The sequence below is a fragment of the Marivirga aurantiaca genome, assembly GCF_016679925.1.
Taxonomy (GTDB): Bacteria; Bacteroidota; Bacteroidia; order Cytophagales; family Cyclobacteriaceae; genus Marivirga; species Marivirga aurantiaca.
On record NZ_JAEQBW010000006.1, the window covers coordinates 132,008 to 150,448 of the forward strand.

The following is an 18,441-nucleotide window of genomic DNA, read 5'->3' on the forward strand; positions in this document are numbered from 1 at the left end:
ATCAATTATAAAAATAAAATTTAATTAGAAATGGCTACAATTAAAAAATTTGAAGATTTAGAAAGTTGGAAAAATGCACGAATTTTTGTTAAAGACATTTATAAGGCAACTACTAATTCTGATGTGCAAAATGACTTTGGGTTTCAGGACCAAATAAGAAGAGCTTCCATATCGGTTATGAATAATATAGCTGAAGGATTTGGGCGATTTAATAATAAGGAATTTAGACGATTTTTAGACATCTCAGTTGGCTCTTTGCTAGAGGTAAAGAGTATGTTATATGTAGCAGAGGATTTAGAATATTTTTCTTCTGAAAAAGTAGAACAATTAAGGAATGATGCTGATAAAATATATTTTCAACTATTAGCATTTATCACATACCTGCGAAATACTGTTAAACATAAATCTGATAATAAATAATTAAGGAGGATAGGGTTGAATGGGTTTAAAATTATTGTAAACTCCTTCAACTTGCAAACTTGCAATAACTTATTCATGAAAGTAACTGAACATATAAATAACGCAAAGAAAACCTTATTTTCTTTTGAAATTTTACCGCCTTTGAAAGGCCAGAATATTGAAACTTTGTTTTCTAACATCGAACCTCTGATGGAGTTCAAACCTCCCTTTATTGATGTTACCTACCACAGGGAGGAATATGTATATCACGATAAAGGTAATGGCTTGCTCGAAAAGCGAACTACACGTAAACGGCCGGGAACGGTGGGTATTTGTGCGGCTATCAAAAACAGGTTTGATATCGACACAGTGCCTCATATTATTTGTGGGGGCTTTTCCAAAGAGGAAACCGAGAATGCTTTAATCGATTTAGACTTTCTGGGCATCGATTCAGTATTGATATTAAGGGGAGATCCTATTAAATCAGAATCAAAATTTATTCCAGACCCCAATGGACATACCTATGCAATAGAACTATTAGAACAAGTAGTACAAATGAACCAGGGGAAGTACCTGGATGAAGATCTAAAAGATGCCTCACATTCCAACTTCTGTATGGGAGTGGCCGGCTATCCTGAGAAACATTTCGAAGCACCAAGTATGAAATCAGATATTAAAATCCTGAAGAAAAAAGTGGAGGCGGGGGCTGAGTACGTAGTTACCCAAATGTTTTTTGATAATCAGAAATATTTCGAATTTGTGGAAACCTGTCGAAAAGAAGGGATTAATGTTCCCATTATTCCGGGTTTAAAGCCAATCACTTCCCTGAGGCAAATGAGCGCACTTCCACGCACTTTTTTTCTAGACCTGCCCGATGCCCTGGTAGATGAGTTAGAGAAATGTAAAACCAATGAAGCTGCAAAAGAAGTGGGGATTGACTGGTGTGTACAGCAATCAAAGGAACTGATAGAATTTGGCACTCCTTGTTTGCATTACTACTCCATGGGAAAATCAGATCCTATTTATAGGATAGCGGAGAGGGTTTTTTGACGATCAGGGTTAGAGGAGAAGGTCCTCCCCTAATAATTTATTTTATTCAGCTGATAATGAGTGGAAATATGATAAATTGCTTAAGCAAGCGCATCATATTTCTATGAGAATGGTAAAAAAAACAGATGAATACTTAGATAGAAACTGGCAAATAGGTATTCTGTTATTGCGGATTTTTATTGGCTTACGCCTCTTATACGGAGTAGTGGACAATATCATTAGCTGGCAACAGATGATTGAATTTTCTATTTTCCTTGAAAATAATGGTTTCCCGTTTCCTCTTATGAGTGCTGTTACCTCAGTGTATGTGCAGTTTATTGGCGGATTGTTAATTCTTTTGGGCTATAAAATCAGGGTTACCTCATTTATATTGATTATCAACTTCCTTGTTGCTTTTATTGTGCATCTGCTTGCTAATGACACAGTAGAAGGGATGACTCCTGCTTTAGCAATGCTTTTCGGCTGCCTCACTTTTTTATTTACCGGCCCTGGTAAGTTATCAGTAAAATTTTAATCATCCAGGACTTTAATTTGCTGTTTTGTGATAGTTTTTTTAGCAGACAGATTGCTTCACATGAATTCCGTGTACACGGAATAGCATGCTCGCAATAACCAGTAGGGATAAAATTTGAGCTATTCACCATGGCATTTTGTAAAGGTCAGCTATGTTGTTTCCTTCTCAGAAAAGAATCTGGTAATTAAGTAGTGCGTTCGGTCTTTAGTCGATATTTTTGACCTAAAGCATTTCAGTTTTCTATTGAATGAACTCCCTCTCCGTTGGAGAGGGTTGGGGTGAGGCTTGTGAGTCACATTTGCTTTCTTTCTCTCCTATTATAAACCAATCCTGCTATCGGGCCTATAGCCAATACTACAAATATATATTGTATTTCAAAATTCAGATAAAGGATGTTTAGAAGCTGAATACTCAAAATGGTAATGGCAAAACCAATGCTGTTTACTATCGTCAGGGCGGATCCTTTTAATTCGGGAATGGCATTTTGTGCCACCATGGTGGAAAATAAAGGAGAGTCTGCTACTACGGAAATTCCCCAAATGACCAAAAAACCGACAAATAAATAGGGACTGCCTATCATAAACACCAGTGGTAACAGCAGGCAACAACTGGCCGATATTGCCAATGCAGTAAAAGCTGTTTTTTGTGGACTGAACCGATTGGCCAGATAGCCTGCCAATACACAACCCAATGCTCCGCTGCCAATAATCATAAAAGAGAGGAAAGCTATATGGCCCAATTCATGATGGTGATAATCATGATGTGCTACGATCAAAAGAGGTGCAAAAGCCCAAAAAGTATATAACTCCCACATATGTCCAAAGTAGCCGAAAGCTGCTAATTTAAAGCTTTGAGGTTTGAAAATGGAGAAAATGGCATTGAGTTTTAATACTTGGCTGGCTTTTCGGAAGGGGCCATCAGGCACAAATAGTATAATCAATGCGCCTCCTGTTAATGAAAGTAGAGATGTAGCATAAATTAAATAATTCCAGCTGAAATCTGCATTAATAGCACTAAGCAAATGGGGAAAAGCAGTACCTAAGACCAATGCGCCCACCAAATAACCCAATGATTTACCTAAACCTTTATCGAAATAATCGGCTGCTATTTTCATTCCTACAGGATAAATACCTGCCAGGCAGAAGCCAGCCAAAAAGCGGAAAGCCATTAAACTTCCAAAGGTGTTAGCTGAAAAGATCAGTAATAAATTGAAGAATGCTGCAAATACTGCAGAAATGAAAAATACTTTAGAAGGTGAAAATCTATCAGCAATTGAGAGGATGGCAAAGATTAAAGTGCCTGTGATAAAACCTAATTGAATGGAGGAGGTAAGATGCCCTAAAGCAGTCGGTAATAAGTTGAAATCTCTTATTAGATCATCAATAACAGCATTGCCTGCAAACCATACAGAAGTGCAACAGAACTGTGCTACTACAATAATGGCAAGTGTTTTATTAGTCTTTGACATCTAAAATTTCCCTAAAGTCTGAGAGGGCATTATGATTGCCAATTACCGTCATGAAATCACCTAATAATAATTTTGTGTCACCATGAGGAATGAAAATTTCACCTGCTCTGCGCTGGATCACTAAAGAACCGGAAGGAGGGAAGGCTATTTCTTTCACCATTTTTTTATGCAACTCTTTTTGAGTAATTCTTATTTCCTCTACCCTGTAGTTTTCAAAACTTGAAGATAGAGAAGAGATGGCATCAGGAGTTACAATCATGGATTCTACATGACTTGCCATTACTTCATCACCATCAATAAATTTGATGTCAGTGGAATGTTCTAATAATTCTCGGTCAGCTGATTGTCTGCGGGTGATAATATTACTGTGCTTAAGCTTAAATTTGATGAATTTAGTTATTTCCAGATTTAATATTTTTGACTCAGTGAGTATGATTACTAAATCTGCTACCCGCAATCCTAAGGAATTAACTACTTCTTCGGTGATGTTGTCTACATATTTAAATTGTAGGTTTTTACGATCATAATCAGGCACGAGGTCTCTTCTTTGAATAATAGATAGGCATGATATATCATGCATTTTAAGCCTTTCAGCAAGTAAAAGGCTGGTTTTGCTTCCTCCCAGGATATAAATGTCGTAATAAGCTTCTTTTTCATCTTTGAAGAACCTGTAGCCTACAGGAGCAATTAAACTCGCTAAAATAGAAGCAATCACAATTCCTGCATTTGCAGCTGAATCTATTACTCCCAAAGAAAGCCCTATTTGTGCTGTGGCGATAGCTATCCCCATTCTGGCAGAAAGCAACATGCCTCCGGCTAATGCTTTTTTTAAGCCAAAAACCTTTACCATAATAAGTGCAGGAATTATTTGAGTAATAAAAAATCCCAAAAGCAATGTGATTACAAAAGGTATTGATTCCTGAAATTGAGTCAGTGCAGAAAGATTTAAATTTACACCTACCATAATAAAGAATATGGGAATGAAGAAGCCATAACTCATCCCATCGAGCTTAAATAATAAAGCAGATCGCTCTTTATGTACAAAGAGACTCATCAGGATGCCTGCAAAAAAGGCACCCATTGCCAATTCAGTATTGATCAGGTGAGCAATCACCACGAAAAGCAATAGCAAAGCCACAGTACCTCTTACTCTGATCTGGCTGGCAGCATGCTCTAACCTGTAGAGTAAAGTTTGAATTCTCCTTTGTTTGGATAATTTTTTCCCGAGAATATACACCACCGTAAAAGCAATAAATATGATGGAAAAAAGCAGCAATTCCACCTGAAAACCATTTTTCAATACGCCTGAATAAACAGATATAATAATGATGCTCATTACAGTGGCAATAGCACCCTCCATAAGCATTATCTGGCCAAATTTCCGTGTCATTTCACCATCTGCCTTTAAAATGGGAGCAGTTATACTTAATGCTACTGTGGGTAATAATAAAGCAAAAAACACAATATCCACTTCAATAAACTGGCTGATGAGCCAGGCAAAAGGTAAAGACAGGAATAAAGAGCCAAAATAAATAAAGAGGGCTAATAGTAAAGAGTTTTTCAGCAGGTCAACTCTGCGGATTTTCCCTTTAGGAAAGGAAGCCAGAATTTTATCTACGTCTATTTCCAGTCCGGCTAAAAATATCAGGAAGAGAAAACCGGTTTCGGCTAAAAAAGCGAGAATAGGTATATCCCATACAATATTGAGGACAAACGGGCCAATGATTACCCCCATCATAATTTCTACAATTACCGAAGGGACTTTTGTAATCTCAAACCATGAAAGCACCAAAGGTACTATCCAAGCAATTATGAGGATGATTAATAAAGGCCAATAATTGAGGCTTTCCATGGTGAATAGTGGGGATTATTTCTTCCTAATTAGGTAAATTAAAGGATTAACATTGATATTCAAAAGAATAACAAGGATTTAAAAAGTCTGAGAGATGAGACATGTTAGTATTCTAACATTTTAAAGAAAGTTGTTTAGATTTGAGTATAAATCAGTTGTAGATAGAGTATTCAATTGAAAGAACAGAAGAATCCATGAGTTCCGTTAATTTAAAATTTTTATTGTTATTTATAACAGGTGCTTTATTGTCATGTAATCCTGAAAAAAAAGATGTACCTGATAAGAAAATATTATTCATAGGGAATAGCCTGACTTATTACCATGATATGCCTCTGATGTTGGCTGAAATGATGAAAGAAAAGAACTTGCCTTATTCTATTCAGCAAAGTACCTACCCGGGTTATTCACTTCAGGCCCACCTTGAGTATATGGTGCTATCTCAATCAGATTCCACTTTTTATACAAGAATGAAAGAGGAAAACGAACTGACAGAAACGGAAGAGTTATTGAATAATGACTATGACATCATTGTTTTACAAGAACGTACAGGCCAACTGAGCATTCCCAAGGCTTTGGAATGTGAAATTCTTCCTGCAATTGATAGTATTAAGAAGAAAGGTAGCCGGAATACTGAACCAGCTTTTTTAGTTTTTCAAAACTTTCCTGCTAAAATGGAATATCCCCAACAATTTTGCAGAGAAATTAAATGCTTTGGGGAGAGTTTCGAAGCGTGCTCAGAAATTATCAAAAACCTGGAGCAGGAAATGGAGGAAATCAGAAATGGAGTGAAATCACTAAAGGAAAATACAGTGAAAGTGGGAGAGATGTATTACCAACTAATAAAAAATCATCCTTCCATAGATTTATACGATGATGAAATTCATCCGTCAAAAGCAGGAGCGTTTTTATCTGCATTAACTTTTTACAAACATATCAGTGGCTTAAATCCTCAGGAGTTGACTTATACTGCTGATATTGATGAAACTATTGCTAATCAATTAAAAGCAATTGTGGAGGATGAGTACTGAAAATATTAAAATCATTAATGAAAGAATAAACAATATCTCCTGATGACAGAGCTTGAACAATATATAAAATCATACTTTGGTGTGGTTAAGCAGGATGAATTAGCCACAATAGGTTCATTGTTCAAGTCAACTACCCTACATAAAGGAGACTATTTCCTCAAAACAGGCCAGCGCTGCGATAAATTAAGTTTTATACAATCAGGACTTCTAAGGATTTTTGTGTCTACAGAAAACAAAGAAGTTACCCAGTGGATTTCCACCAAAGGCTATTTTGTGACAGATATTTCCAGCCTTGTTTTTGGTGGCCCCTCCCGCTGGACCATACAAACTTTAACAGATGCAACGCTTTACACCATCAATAGAACAGATTATGAAAGAATTGGAGAATTGGTTCCCAAATGGCATGAATTGGAAAAACTTTTCATCGTAAAATGTTTCACAATATTGGAAGATAGAATTTTCAGCCACCTTTCAATGACGGCTGAAGAGCGCTATCACTTCTTTTTTGAGAATAACAGAGAACTCTTTAATCAAGTCCCCCTGCAATATATTGCCTCAATGCTGGGAATGACCCCGGAAACCTTTAGTAGAATAAGAAAAAAGCAGATTTCTTAACTTCTTGATATTTGTCAAGAGCATTGCTGATTTAGTGTCAGATCTTTGTCATGTTGATTAAGTTCAATACAAAAAATATTTATTGACATTTTAAATCATAAAAGCAATGGCAAAGGAAATCAGAACTGAAATATTAATTAATGCAACGCCTGATAAGGTTTGGGCTGCACTTACTGACTTCAATCAATATCCCAAGTGGAACCCTTTCATAAAATCTATCAAAGGAGATGTGAAAGTAGGAAATACCATTACTGCAAGAATTGAACCGCCTGATGCAAGTGGTATGACTTTTAAACCGAAAGTACTCGCTTTTGAAGCCAATAAGGAATTTAGATGGCTGGGGCATCTCTTCATTCCAGGGTTATTTGATGGGGAACATATTTTTGAGCTACTTGACCATAAGGATGGAAATACCACCTTCATCCAAAGGGAGAAATTCAATGGAATACTGGTGCCGTTATTCAGGAAAATGCTAGACAACAATACCGTAAATGGCTTCAATCAAATGAATAGAAAACTAAAAGAATTAGTAGAAAGTGAATAGGAATAAGACCAATAGTGCCTTTGTTGCCAACCTTTTCTTTTTATAGAGAACAGAAAAATTCTTGCTTATAAAATTCACCTGAAGTGCCCATTTTGTTGGGTTTAATCAATGGGAAGATAAAATGGATAATTCCCGGCAATGGAGCATGTACTTCAAGTAAAATATAATATTTCTAATATAATGATTTTTATATATTGTATCAATAAACCATTATTGACAATAAATATGTTCTTGATTGCTTTTATTTCATCTTTTTTATGGTTATGTTATATGAGTGTCAAAACATAAATAATATGAAAAATTCAAGTTTACTCGTACTCGCATTTCTTTCATTGTTTTATTTTGAATCCTACGCTCAGCAGCTGTCTGGTGATTCCTGGCAAAAGCTAAAGAGCACTGGTTCCGGAGAAGTAACATACACTTATAATTATTCCGGAAAATTTATGAACAAGGGACCCAAGGGTTTGGAAGGTCTATGTTATTTGATCTGGGCAGATTTTCTAGTATATGCTGAAAGTGAACATGGAGTGAAAATAAATGATAAAGTCCATCATCCTGCTGACCCTGCCGATTTTACTGCTTTTTATAATTTAGTGAAAAATGGTAAAAATGGTGTATTTGGACTTGCGGATGTTACCATTACTACTGATAGAAAAAAGGAATTGGAGTTCAGTCCTTCTTTTTTCTCTAATGTTTCCATACTGCTTACTAATAAAAGTGTTGGAGATCTCAGTAGTATGTCCAGTATTGGGAAGGAATTTAGTGGTATGACATTAGTTGTTCAAAGAGGCACTACTCATGAAACAAGAGCCAAAGAGTTGAAATCCGGTGCATTCCCTGATCTTAAAATTGAAGTAGTGAATTCTTTTCAAGAGTGTTATCAGAAAGTAGACAAAAGTGCTGATTATTTTACGTATCTGGATTTTTCCTCTTATCTAACAGCTTTGGAGAACACCTCTCATATTAAAAGGCATACTGCAGGTGATCAAACAGGTGAGGAGTTTGGTTTTATTATGCCAAAAGGCTCTGACTGGAAACCCATAATGGATGAGTTTTTTAATAGAAATGGAGGTTATACCAATTCTACAGAATACAAGAAAATAGTGGCAAATACTCTTGGTAATCATGTGGTATCTATGCTTAATTCAATCAATAAATAGGACTATGCACTCCAATTAAGTGATTTATCAATTGCCCATCTTTCTTAGATGGGCAATTTTTTGTAAAATTAATAACTTATACAATTGAGCTTATAGGTTTATCTAAAAAGCCTCTCCTATAAAAATATAAAAACCGGTACCTTCCTTTGTAAAAGCTAGATCCAGCCTGGTATATATGTCTTTCTTGGGAAAAAGCAGAAAGCGGATTCCGGCTCCACCTGAAACCACAATGTCAGAAACATTAAAGCTTTGGAGGTCATCAAAAACAGATCCGGCACCTGCAAAAACAGTAGCCCCTAATCGTTTGGTAAATCCCAGAGGAAGTGGGAGAAATCGATACTCTACCTGCGTGGCCAGCTGATGATTATCACGGTACCTGCCGCGGTAATAACCTCTCATCATATTTTCTCCACCCATTAATGCCAGCTGGTTGAAAGGAACATCCCCAAAATTAAACTGCCCTAAAAATTGGGCTGCCAGTACATTGTTTTTTTGTACTGGCCTGTAAATTCTGGTGTCTGTAATTAAAGCAGTAAAGTCATATGAACTTCCCCATGAGGTATTGTAATGGAGAAATGCCAGTTCCGAAAAGAAGCCTTTTCGTACATTGAGCACATTGTGTCGGTTGTCTTGTACAATCCCCAATCCGAAACCTAAGTTAGTGGTTCCTTCGCTGCCCCTTGGTAAGTCAAATTCAGTAGTATAACTACTAACAAACTCCACTGAGCTCAAACGCTGATAATCTATTTCCAGGCCTAAGAATAAATTGTGAAATACTTTTCTTAATACTCTTTCTTTAATTATGATTTGGTTGGCATCTACCCTGGCTATATAGTCTTCGGGCGTGTCAATTCCAATACCATGGTAAAATAGAGGAAAGCTTTGAAAGCGTAAACTTCCCAAAAAGAACCAATTGTCCTTGTTGCTATAAATGGCGTGGTCTAAGTAGAGGCCGTACTGATTTTCAAGGGTGAAGAATGTAAATCCATTGATTTCGCTCAATCGATTGGCAGTATCGTGCTTAGCATAGTATACATACAAAGAACTTAAACCAAATTCCCAACTTGTTTCAGGTGCATAAGCTATTACAGGGTAGATCAGCAATTGGGAATTGGCCACATCACTCGTGTCATTTACAAGGCTGTTCCAGTACTTCGTTATAAAATTTTGCCCTTGAACATTGTATGAGGAAAACCAAAGCATAGCACATAGGCTTACTAAGTAAAGGGATTTGTTTTTATGGATGTGAAATCTGGCTCTCGATTTTAATAAAACCACAATTTTACTTTGATTGACGATTATAAATAATAAACACAGGAATGTAAGATTTTCAGCCTTTAAAAATTCTAAAGGTCAGGAAATAGCAAACCCACTTCTAATAAACTATAATTACAGTTGAAAGTTTAACTTAAAGGCATCTTATACACTTTCTTAAAACCTTCCCTGCCTTTTTCTGTCAGGATAGGCCTCACAAGGTTGAAGAACAGCTGCATATAGTAATCTACTTTTTCTGATTCCTCTCCTTTGAAAAACACTTCCGCATCAGAAATCCAGGAATTACTGATCATTAGCATGGTATGGATCAGCATGTCTTTTTGCCTTTCTTCTTTAAAAGGAATCATGTAGCCATTGGTAACCAAAAATTGTGATAAAGTATCCAGAATTTTCCAGCGTTGATCAAATTGCTTTCGGGCGTGCTGCTTAATTTGTTCGGAGTGGCGGATTACTTTTGTAATTCCTAAATAGATAAATTTATACTTATAAATCTCTTCAAACAACACTTTAAGCCTGCTTAACATAAATTCCAGGTTGATCACTTCCTGTTTGATATTTTTAAACTGTATATCAACCCGCTCCTGCATATTCAGGTACAACTGAAGAATAATATCATCTTTCTTAGGGAAATGGTAGCAGAGGTTGCCATAGCTAATGCCCATTTCCTCTGCAATTGATTTGCTGGAAACAGCAGAAATACCCTTCATGTTGAATAACTCCAATGCTGTTTCTAAAATCTTCTCTTTTGTTTTCATAAGGGTATAACTGACTTTGTAAATTTAATAATTTTTAAGGAAAACTCTTCAAAAATCCTTTCCAAAGAATAACTCGAAATGCAAACCTGTTAGCTCATTTACAGAGATTTAAAGCCAGATAGAGCCAAGAATTAACCAAAGAATATTAATACAATATTGTGAAATTTTTAATACAGGATAAAAAATAGGCATTAATGCCTAAAGTGTAATTTTAATTTTTTACTTTTGTTAGGCATAATTGCCTAATTGGATTGAATACTCTCCCATGGAACAAAAAAATTTTGATTTATACCTGAAGCCGGCTGAATTTATTGATTCGGATCATCCGGCTATTCAAAAGTTTGTGAGCGAACAAACGGATCATTTGAACACGGTAAATGAAAAGATTGAAGCATTATATTATGCAGTAAGGGATGGATTCCGCTACGATCCCTACCGACTGGATTTCTCCAAAGAAGCCATGAAGGCCAGTAATCTCGTAAGCCGAAACTATGGCTATTGTGTGGAGAAAAGTTGTCTGTTCACGGCAACGGCCAGGGCCATAGGAGTACCGGCAAGAATGGGCTTTGCCAATGTGCGCAATCATATTGGTACGGCCAAACTGGAAGAAGTACTGCAAACCAATGTATTGGTATTTCATGGTTATGCAGAAATATACCTGAATGGCCACTGGTTAAAAACCACCCCTGTTTTCAATAAAGAATTATGCACCCTATTGCATGTAGCCCCCCTTGAATTTAATGGGAAAGAACATGCTATTTTTCAGCAATTTGATAAGAAAGGGGGGCAATTTATGGAATATTTACACGATTACGGCCATTTTCCTGATATCCCCTATGATTACTTTATGAGCGAGCTGGTTAAGTATTATCCGCATCTCAAAGAGCAAATTTTACAAGGAAAACTAGTACACCTAAAATAAAGATATGAACATACAAGAATCCACAAAACTACAAGTAGGAGGAGCATTTTTGATCAATCCCGCACCGGATGATATATTTATCACCTCAGATTTCACTGAAGAACAAAATATGATGGTGGCTTCCGCCAAACACTTCGTTGAGCAGGAAGTGCAACCTATGGCTGATGAATTGGAAAACCAGAAAGATCCCTCACGTTCTATAGCACTCCTGGAAAAATCTGGGGCATTGGGCTTGTTGGGCTTAGGCGTTTCAGAAAAATACGGTGGTATTGATGTTTCGTTCAATACTACTTTAAGAGTGGTGGAGGAAATGGCTCAGGCCTCAGAATTCGCACCTACTTTTGGCGTACAAACCAGCATAGGTATTGCTCCTATCCTGTTTTATGGGAATGATGCACAAAAGCAACAATACCTGCCCAAATTGGTGAGCAGTGAATGGAAGTGCTGCTATTGCCTTACCGAGCCCGATGCAGGCTCAGATGCTAATTCCGGTAAAACAAAGGCTACACCTATTGCAGGTGAAAATGCTTACCTGCTTACAGGACAGAAAATGTGGATCACCAATGCCGGTATAGCCAATATCTTTATTGTATTTGCCAAGGTGGAGGATGATAAAAACCTCTCTGCCTTTATTGTAGAAAAAGATTTTGGTGGGATTACTTTGGGAGAAGAAGAACGTAAAATGGGTATTAAATCCTCTTCCACACGTCAGGTGTTTTTTAATGAAGTAAGAGTGCCGGCTGAAAACATGTTGGGTGAAAGAGGAGAGGGCTTTAAAATAGCCTTAAATGTGCTGAACACCGGAAGGATAAAATTAGGTTTAGGGGCTGTTGGCATGTCTAAAAAAGCTTTTAACTTATCTGTTCAATATGCTATCAGTCGCAAGCAATTTGGGTCTTCTATTAGCTCATTCGGAGCCATACAACATAAATTGGCTCAAATGGCGGTAAAAATTTATGCATTGGAAGCAGCTGCCTATCGCACCGGTCATATGATAGATGAAAAAGCCATAGCTCTCGAAAGCGAAGGCATGGAAGCTGAAAAAGCCAAGCCCGCTGCAGTTTCCGCCTATGGAATAGAATGCGCTATCATTAAAGTATTTGGTTCAGAAACACAGGATTTTGCCGTAGATGAAGGTGTACAGATTTTCGGAGGTATGGGTTTTTCAGAAGAAGCACCTATGGCCAGGCTCTACAGAGATGCGCGTATCAGTCGGATTTTTGAAGGCACCAATGAGATCAACCGCATGCTGATAGTGGACATGCTTTTGAAGAAAGCAATGAATGGAGAATTGGATTTAATGACAGCAGCCTCCAAAGTGCAGGCTGAACTCACAGCCATTCCGGATTCTAGCGAAAGCAAACCTACAGATGAACTGGAAAAGGCTTTTACAGTTTTGGAGAACCTCAAAAAAATCACTTTGATTATAGCTGGCTCAGCAGCCCAAAAACTGATGATGAAGCTGAAAGAAGAGCAGGAAATATTGATGAATGTGGCAGATATGCTGATTCAGTTATATGTATTGGAATCTGTTTTGGTGAAAAGCAGAAAAATAAGCAATACATTGGGCGAAAAAGCCGCTGCCAATCAAATAGAGATCAGTAAACTGTTTATGCACGAAGCAACAGAAAAGATCAGGCAAGCAGGCCAGGAAGCTTTATGGTCCTTTGCAGAAGGTGATGAGTTGAAGATGTTACTGTTGGCACTTAAACGATTTACAAAGCTGGAGCCATTCAATACCAAAGATGCCCGCAGACGTATTGCTCAATCAATTATTGAGGAAGGTAAATATAAGTTCTGATGAGGATTTAATCCTATCATGGATTAGTCATCTGTTAATAGCGGATGGCTTTTTTTATGTCTAATGGAATGAATCAGTACCGCCCTTGCATTCTTATAAATTTCTAGCAGCATTGCAGGAAAAAGGATCGGACGAATCTTTGTGTCGGCTTTATACTGTAGCCGGTGCAGGACATGGAGGAGCACTCACACCAGAAGCATGGGTCAATAAAATGCTTTTCATCCAATATTTTCTTTTTGACCAGCTTGACTTAAAATTTTGGTAATTTCACGATCATAAAACTTATACACCATGCCGAAAATCATAGATCTAAGCCAGGAAATTTACTCAGGAATGCCAGTTTATAAAGGTTTGCCCCAGGTAAATATTAGCATGTATGCCTCCCATGAGGAATGGGAAGGAGACACTGATGCCCAAACTGTATCTCCGGCAGTAAACAAATTGGAAATGGGGGAGCATACAGGCACCCATGTAGATGCTCTCAACCATATGAGTAGGCACAATTTCGGGCAATCTATTGATGCCATGCCGTTAAGTATGTTCTATACAGAAGGCATTTGCCTCGATTTTTCCCACAAAGGCTTGAGGGAATTAATAGAGCCGGCTGAACTGGAGAATGCTTGCGAAAAAGCAGCTTACACCATTAAAAAAGGAGATACCGTCTTACTTTATACCGATCATTACAGAAAAGCTTTCGGTACAGAAGATTGGAAAAATGGCCCCGGCATCAGTGCTGCGGCATGCCGTTGGCTGGGCAATAAAGGAATTGCTGCTTTTGGAGTGGAAACCATGGCTCCTGGAGTTTCTGGTGTGAGCAATAAAGACGTGCATTTAATTTGTGGAGAGCTAGGCTTTACCCATTATGAAAACCTCCTGAATTTGCACCAATTGATTGGTAGGGGCCGCTTCCGGTTTATCGGCTTGCCTTTAAAAATCCGTGGAGGAACAGGCTCCCCGGTCAGGGCAGTGGCGGTTTTTGAATAAGTATGGAGGATAGTTTAGCAACCTGAGTTCGACCTTTTTTTAAAACTTTCCAAATTTCAGGTTAACAGTTAAAAATTATTTAAAGAGGTTTAAATAAAAAATTTGACCTCCTGACATAAGGCTGTCATATGAGCAGAGTAAAATTGCTTTTCAGAAAATAATGATAAACAAATTTATTAAACTTGCTTTGAGCAAATGAATATCTCCAATTAAGCTCAGTAAAATGAAAGAATTCATCCTTACCTTCGAAAATGAGTTGAAAAAGCATTCCAATGTTCAAATTGCTTTGGAGCAAAAAGCCTATTTGAGAAATCAATTTGAGTTTTATGGGCTCAAGACAACTGATAGAAGAGCAATTCAGAAACCATTCCTTATCAGAGCCTACCTGCCCGAGAAAAAGGAGCTGCACAAACTCGTAAAAATACTTTGGAAAAGACCACAAAGGGAATACCACTACTTTGCACAGGAACTTGCTTTTAAATACATCAACCAACTGGAGAAAGATGATATCAAACTTTTCGAATGGATGGTACTCCATAAATCCTGGTGGGATACAGTTGACTTTATTGCCAATAAACTTATGGGAGCATATTTTAAAGTGTATCCTGAACAAAAACAAGAGTATGTGCAAAAATGGCTTCAATCCAACAATATCTGGCTCCAAAGATCGGCTTTGTTGTTTCAATTAAAATATAAGCAAGAGGTAGATACAAGCTTGTTAAGTACGATCATCAATAAACTCTCAGGTTCAAAAGAGTTTTTCATCAACAAAGCCATCGGTTGGGTTTTAAGGGAATACAGCCAGACAAATCCGGACTGGGTAACCGAGTTTGTAAATAAAACAGCATTAAACGCTTTAAGTAAAAAAGAAGCCTTAAGGTTAATGAAATAGTCATAAACGCAGCATACCAACCGAGCATGAATATTAAAAGTAAATGTGACGGTTTTCAGGTATTCTGACAGCTGAACTATTCCATGTGACTAATGGAAATAAACATATACACATGAAATGAGAATAGAAAAATTTAAACCATTTACTGGACAACATTGTGAAACTACTGCCACTGGTAGTCTTCTCAAACAAATTGGGGTTGAATTGTCAGAGCCCATGCTTTTTGGAATTGGAGAGGGGCTGGGGTTCATTTTCTGGAACATGAAAATGATTGACTTTCCATTTATTGGAGGCAGGGTAAAACCGGATATGTTAACAGAAAATATTTGCAGGAATCTCAATTTGCAATTGAAAGTTGAAGAAACTTCATCTACTAAAAAGGCCTGGGAAAATGTGACGAAATATATTGATAAGGGTATTGCTGTGGGATTAAAACTGGATTGTTATCACTTAGAATATTTCACCAACAAAATTCATTTTGCAGGACATTATGTGAGCATGTATGGATATGATGATCAATGGGCTTATTTAAACGATACCAACCAGCAAGGTAGGGAGGCAAAAACCTCATTAAAAAGTTTGGAATTAGCCAGAAATGAACGTGGTTCCATGTCATCACGAAATAGATCCTACACAATAAATAAAAAGGGAAATTTGACTGATTTAAGGATAGCAATTAAAAAAGCCATTCACAATAATGCTACTGAATTCCTAAATCCACCAATCAAGAACATGGGCTACAAAGGCATTTTAAAAACAAGCACAGAAATAAAAAAATGGTTTAAAAGCAGTACTGATATTCAAAGGGATTTTCAAACAACAGCTATGTTGATGGAAAGAGCAGGAACCGGAGGTGCCTTGTTTCGAAACCTGTACCGTGATTTCCTGAGCGAAAGTGCTGATTTACTGAGTTCTGCTAAATTATCAGAGGCTAGTGTTCAGTATGCGCATATTGCCGGGCTTTGGGAAAATGTGGCTGACTTATTTAATCGGGCTGGAGAAACAGAAGATGTTCAATATATAAATGAAGCGTCTGAAATCTTAGCTGAATTATCTGTATTGGAAAGAGCAGGCATGGAAAAATTAAAAGTAGCTAGCATCTGAAAATTTGCTTGCCACTGATTGATCTTTTTCTTTTTGCTATCTTTATCTAAACTGAATACGGAAAGAATTTGCCACAGCCCATAGCTCAAACATACTAGCTCAATCGTCATGCGTCATTCACTCTATACCGACTCTATACCGAAAGAATTAACTTCGCAAGCTAATCGTTAGGATAAAATTCAATACAGGAATTAATATCCAAATGCGAATAACAAATTGATTGTCAATAGATAATAAAAATATTAGTCAGGAACCAAGTAAAAATATGTATGTTCAACCGGAAATATTTATAGAGGATTTGAATAATGTTTCCCTCTAAACAATTCCCCATTCCTTTTTAAGAAAGGAGTATTAAATGATTTTTTCTTTGAAATTGACATCTGAAGAAAAGCGCAGCCTGACCAAAAAGCAAGAACATTAAAAAATGATTACTATCTTATTGGACATGCATAAATAAGCATTATCTTGAATACATATTTAACTTATGTTCTCATTTTTATGCTTCGTATCTTAAATTATTGCTTTTTTACAGGGGCAATTCTCACCCTATTCAACTGTTCAAATATGGAAGAGACTGCCAGCTCTCCTGAAATAAAGGTGATTGTTGACACTCAGCTTCGAGAGCTACAATTCGATGCAACAGCTTCCTTATATGATACCCTTTACTTACGGTTAGATGAACAAACTATTAAAAGCCTGGCCTCGGGAGAAGTTGTGTTGAATATAGATTTTGATACTTCCCAATCCACAAGACTTGATGAAGTTGAATTAATTAAAAAAACAATCACACTATTTCCAGGAAATAATTATCAATCTTTTGCTCTGATTAAGGTATTGGCCAACTGCACTACTGAGTCTAGTTCTTTCACAATCCTATTAAGTGTTGAAGGAGATTATAAGATGCAAGAGGAGCTGAACAAAACCTATATAATTAATCCAACCTATACTGGTTTTAATTTAAGTGGTACTTATTTAGTTTCTACTACTACTAGTAGAAATGATATGGGGTGCTATACTGATTATGAATTATTTCTTGATGGAAGCTACAATATAGCTGAAATTACAGAAGGCGTAGCTGCAGGAGCATGGGATTTAAGTACGGCTGATGGTTTTATACTATCAGGTTGTATTATAGACATAGGTTATTGGGAAGATTACCTAAACCCTGGAACAATCACGGTTAATGAAGATGGCACAATCAATTATGTGGGGGGTATGCCTTATGAATGGATTGTAGAAATAAAAAGTGGTAATTGGGATGAATGTACAGGTCAGTTATCATTAAATTTTCTTTCTGGAGTAAATAGCGATTATAAATTTGAACATCAAGCTACCTATACCAGAATAGAATAGATTATTTACTATGGCTAATTTGCAAGAGATTGAAATATTTGTTCTTTTTGCTACTTTTATTTAATACGGAAAATAAAGGACTCTCAATTCGCACAGTAAATATTCAAGTGGTAGTGTGTAATACCGGGATAAAAGGAAAATGGAAATTAATTTAAAAACTAATCGATTAATAATAAAACTCGTTTCCTTATCGGATTTAGAAAAAATTCACGAATTACATTCTCTTCCAGAAACTGATAAATTCAACACTCTTGGGATTCCTGAAAACCTAAATCAAACAGAAAATATAGTCAAAGATTGGGTGCAAAAGAACAATGATGGGCAGAATAAAAATTTTACATTCAAGCTTGAATTAATTGAGAGCAAATCCTTTATTGGGTTAATTTCCTTGAATTTAGGAAAAGCAAATTATCGATCTGCGGAAGTATGGTTTAAAATCAATAAAAATTATTGGAGAAAAGGGTATACGACAGAAGCTTTGATGAAACTTTTAGACTTTGGTTTTAACGACTTAAAACTTCATAGGATTGAAGCCGGTTGTGCAGTTGAAAACATTGCATCAAGTAAAACTCTTGAAAAAGTCGGGATGTCACGAGAAGGAATGAAAAGAAAAAAGTTGCCAATCAATGGGCAATGGAAAGACAACTATTTTTATGGGATTTTAGAGGAAGATTTTAACACAACAGACTAAACAATAAATTAAGCATCCAAAATCTGATTTCAAA

The 18,441-nt window shown here is 36.7% G+C and carries 19 protein-coding genes; 15 read left to right on the forward strand and 4 right to left on the reverse strand.

The window, feature by feature from the left end:
- Window positions 1–30 precede the first annotated feature (30 nt).
- The 3 genes from JKA74_RS13820 (at window position 31) to JKA74_RS13830 (ending at window position 1,963) form a co-directional block, all read left to right on the forward strand.
- Window positions 31–420, forward strand: coding sequence for a four helix bundle protein (locus JKA74_RS13820; protein ID WP_201431797.1), 390 nt, complete (start codon window positions 31–33; stop codon window positions 418–420).
- Window positions 421–495: 75 nt separating this feature from the next.
- The gene (gene metF / locus JKA74_RS13825) at window positions 496–1,449 is read left to right on the forward strand and encodes a methylenetetrahydrofolate reductase [NAD(P)H] (protein WP_201431798.1); all 954 of its coding nucleotides are present in this window, start codon (window positions 496–498) and stop codon (window positions 1,447–1,449) included.
- A gap of 109 nt (window positions 1,450–1,558) precedes the next feature.
- On the forward strand, window positions 1,559–1,963 hold the full coding sequence (locus JKA74_RS13830; protein WP_201431799.1) for a DoxX family protein: 405 nt from the start codon (window positions 1,559–1,561) through the stop codon (window positions 1,961–1,963).
- Window positions 1,964–2,255: 292 nt separating this feature from the next.
- On the opposite strand, the gene JKA74_RS13835 is transcribed toward JKA74_RS13830, so the two are convergent.
- Both JKA74_RS13835 and JKA74_RS13840 read right to left on the reverse strand, forming a co-directional pair.
- Complete coding sequence (locus JKA74_RS13835; protein ID WP_201431800.1) at window positions 2,256–3,431, reverse strand: MFS transporter; 1,176 nt, start codon at window positions 3,429–3,431, stop codon at window positions 2,256–2,258.
- Window positions 3,418–5,283, reverse strand: a complete 1,866-nt coding sequence (locus JKA74_RS13840; RefSeq protein WP_201431801.1) for a cation:proton antiporter domain-containing protein — start codon at window positions 5,281–5,283, stop codon at window positions 3,418–3,420. Before JKA74_RS13840 ends, JKA74_RS13835 begins: the two co-directional genes overlap by 14 nt.
- A 194-nt stretch (window positions 5,284–5,477) precedes the next feature.
- Between JKA74_RS13840 and JKA74_RS13845 the strand changes: the two genes are divergently transcribed.
- The 4 genes from JKA74_RS13845 (at window position 5,478) to JKA74_RS13860 (ending at window position 8,630) form a co-directional block, all read left to right on the forward strand.
- Window positions 5,478–6,311 (forward strand): DUF4886 domain-containing protein, encoded by an 834-nt coding sequence (locus tag JKA74_RS13845; RefSeq protein WP_201431802.1) that lies wholly within the window; start codon window positions 5,478–5,480, stop codon window positions 6,309–6,311.
- Between the two features lie 42 nt (window positions 6,312–6,353).
- Window positions 6,354–6,926: a Crp/Fnr family transcriptional regulator gene (locus JKA74_RS13850; RefSeq protein ID WP_201431803.1), complete on the forward strand. Its 573-nt coding sequence runs from the start codon at window positions 6,354–6,356 to the stop codon at window positions 6,924–6,926.
- A 106-nt stretch (window positions 6,927–7,032) separates the two neighbouring features.
- Window positions 7,033–7,470, forward strand: a complete 438-nt coding sequence (locus tag JKA74_RS13855) for an SRPBCC domain-containing protein (RefSeq protein ID WP_201431804.1) — start codon at window positions 7,033–7,035, stop codon at window positions 7,468–7,470.
- A gap of 293 nt (window positions 7,471–7,763) precedes the next feature.
- Entirely contained in the window at window positions 7,764–8,630 is an 867-nt protein-coding gene (locus tag JKA74_RS13860) for a substrate-binding periplasmic protein (protein WP_201431805.1), read from the forward strand.
- A gap of 102 nt (window positions 8,631–8,732) precedes the next feature.
- On the opposite strand, the gene JKA74_RS13865 is transcribed toward JKA74_RS13860, so the two are convergent.
- Both JKA74_RS13865 and JKA74_RS13870 read right to left on the reverse strand, forming a co-directional pair.
- A complete protein-coding gene (locus JKA74_RS13865; RefSeq protein ID WP_201431806.1) occupies window positions 8,733–9,833 on the reverse strand; it encodes a BamA/TamA family outer membrane protein in 1,101 nt (366 codons plus the stop codon).
- 200 nt (window positions 9,834–10,033) lie between these two features.
- Window positions 10,034–10,660, reverse strand: a complete 627-nt coding sequence (locus JKA74_RS13870; protein ID WP_201431807.1) for a TetR/AcrR family transcriptional regulator — start codon at window positions 10,658–10,660, stop codon at window positions 10,034–10,036.
- Window positions 10,661–10,925: 265 nt separating this feature from the next.
- Between JKA74_RS13870 and JKA74_RS13875 the strand changes: the two genes are divergently transcribed.
- From JKA74_RS13875 to JKA74_RS13910, 8 genes are all read left to right on the forward strand, one after another.
- Window positions 10,926–11,582, forward strand: a complete 657-nt coding sequence (locus JKA74_RS13875) for a transglutaminase-like domain-containing protein (RefSeq protein WP_201431808.1) — start codon at window positions 10,926–10,928, stop codon at window positions 11,580–11,582.
- Between the two features lie 4 nt (window positions 11,583–11,586).
- Complete coding sequence (locus tag JKA74_RS13880) at window positions 11,587–13,383, forward strand: acyl-CoA dehydrogenase family protein (RefSeq protein WP_201431809.1); 1,797 nt, start codon at window positions 11,587–11,589, stop codon at window positions 13,381–13,383.
- A gap of 85 nt (window positions 13,384–13,468) precedes the next feature.
- Entirely contained in the window at window positions 13,469–13,648 is a 180-nt protein-coding gene (locus tag JKA74_RS13885; RefSeq protein ID WP_201431810.1) for a hypothetical protein, read from the forward strand.
- Between the two features lie 26 nt (window positions 13,649–13,674).
- Window positions 13,675–14,367, forward strand: coding sequence for a cyclase family protein (locus JKA74_RS13890; RefSeq protein ID WP_201431811.1), 693 nt, complete (start codon window positions 13,675–13,677; stop codon window positions 14,365–14,367).
- A gap of 223 nt (window positions 14,368–14,590) precedes the next feature.
- The gene (locus JKA74_RS13895) at window positions 14,591–15,259 is read left to right on the forward strand and encodes a DNA alkylation repair protein (protein WP_201431812.1); all 669 of its coding nucleotides are present in this window, start codon (window positions 14,591–14,593) and stop codon (window positions 15,257–15,259) included.
- Between the two features lie 117 nt (window positions 15,260–15,376).
- Window positions 15,377–16,363, forward strand: coding sequence for a BtrH N-terminal domain-containing protein (locus JKA74_RS13900; protein WP_201431813.1), 987 nt, complete (start codon window positions 15,377–15,379; stop codon window positions 16,361–16,363).
- A 564-nt stretch (window positions 16,364–16,927) separates the two neighbouring features.
- On the forward strand, window positions 16,928–17,716 hold the full coding sequence (locus tag JKA74_RS13905) for a hypothetical protein (RefSeq protein ID WP_201431814.1): 789 nt from the start codon (window positions 16,928–16,930) through the stop codon (window positions 17,714–17,716).
- Between the two features lie 139 nt (window positions 17,717–17,855).
- Window positions 17,856–18,407 (forward strand): GNAT family N-acetyltransferase, encoded by a 552-nt coding sequence (locus tag JKA74_RS13910; RefSeq protein WP_201431815.1) that lies wholly within the window; start codon window positions 17,856–17,858, stop codon window positions 18,405–18,407.
- The last annotated feature ends 34 nt before the right edge of the window (window positions 18,408–18,441 follow it).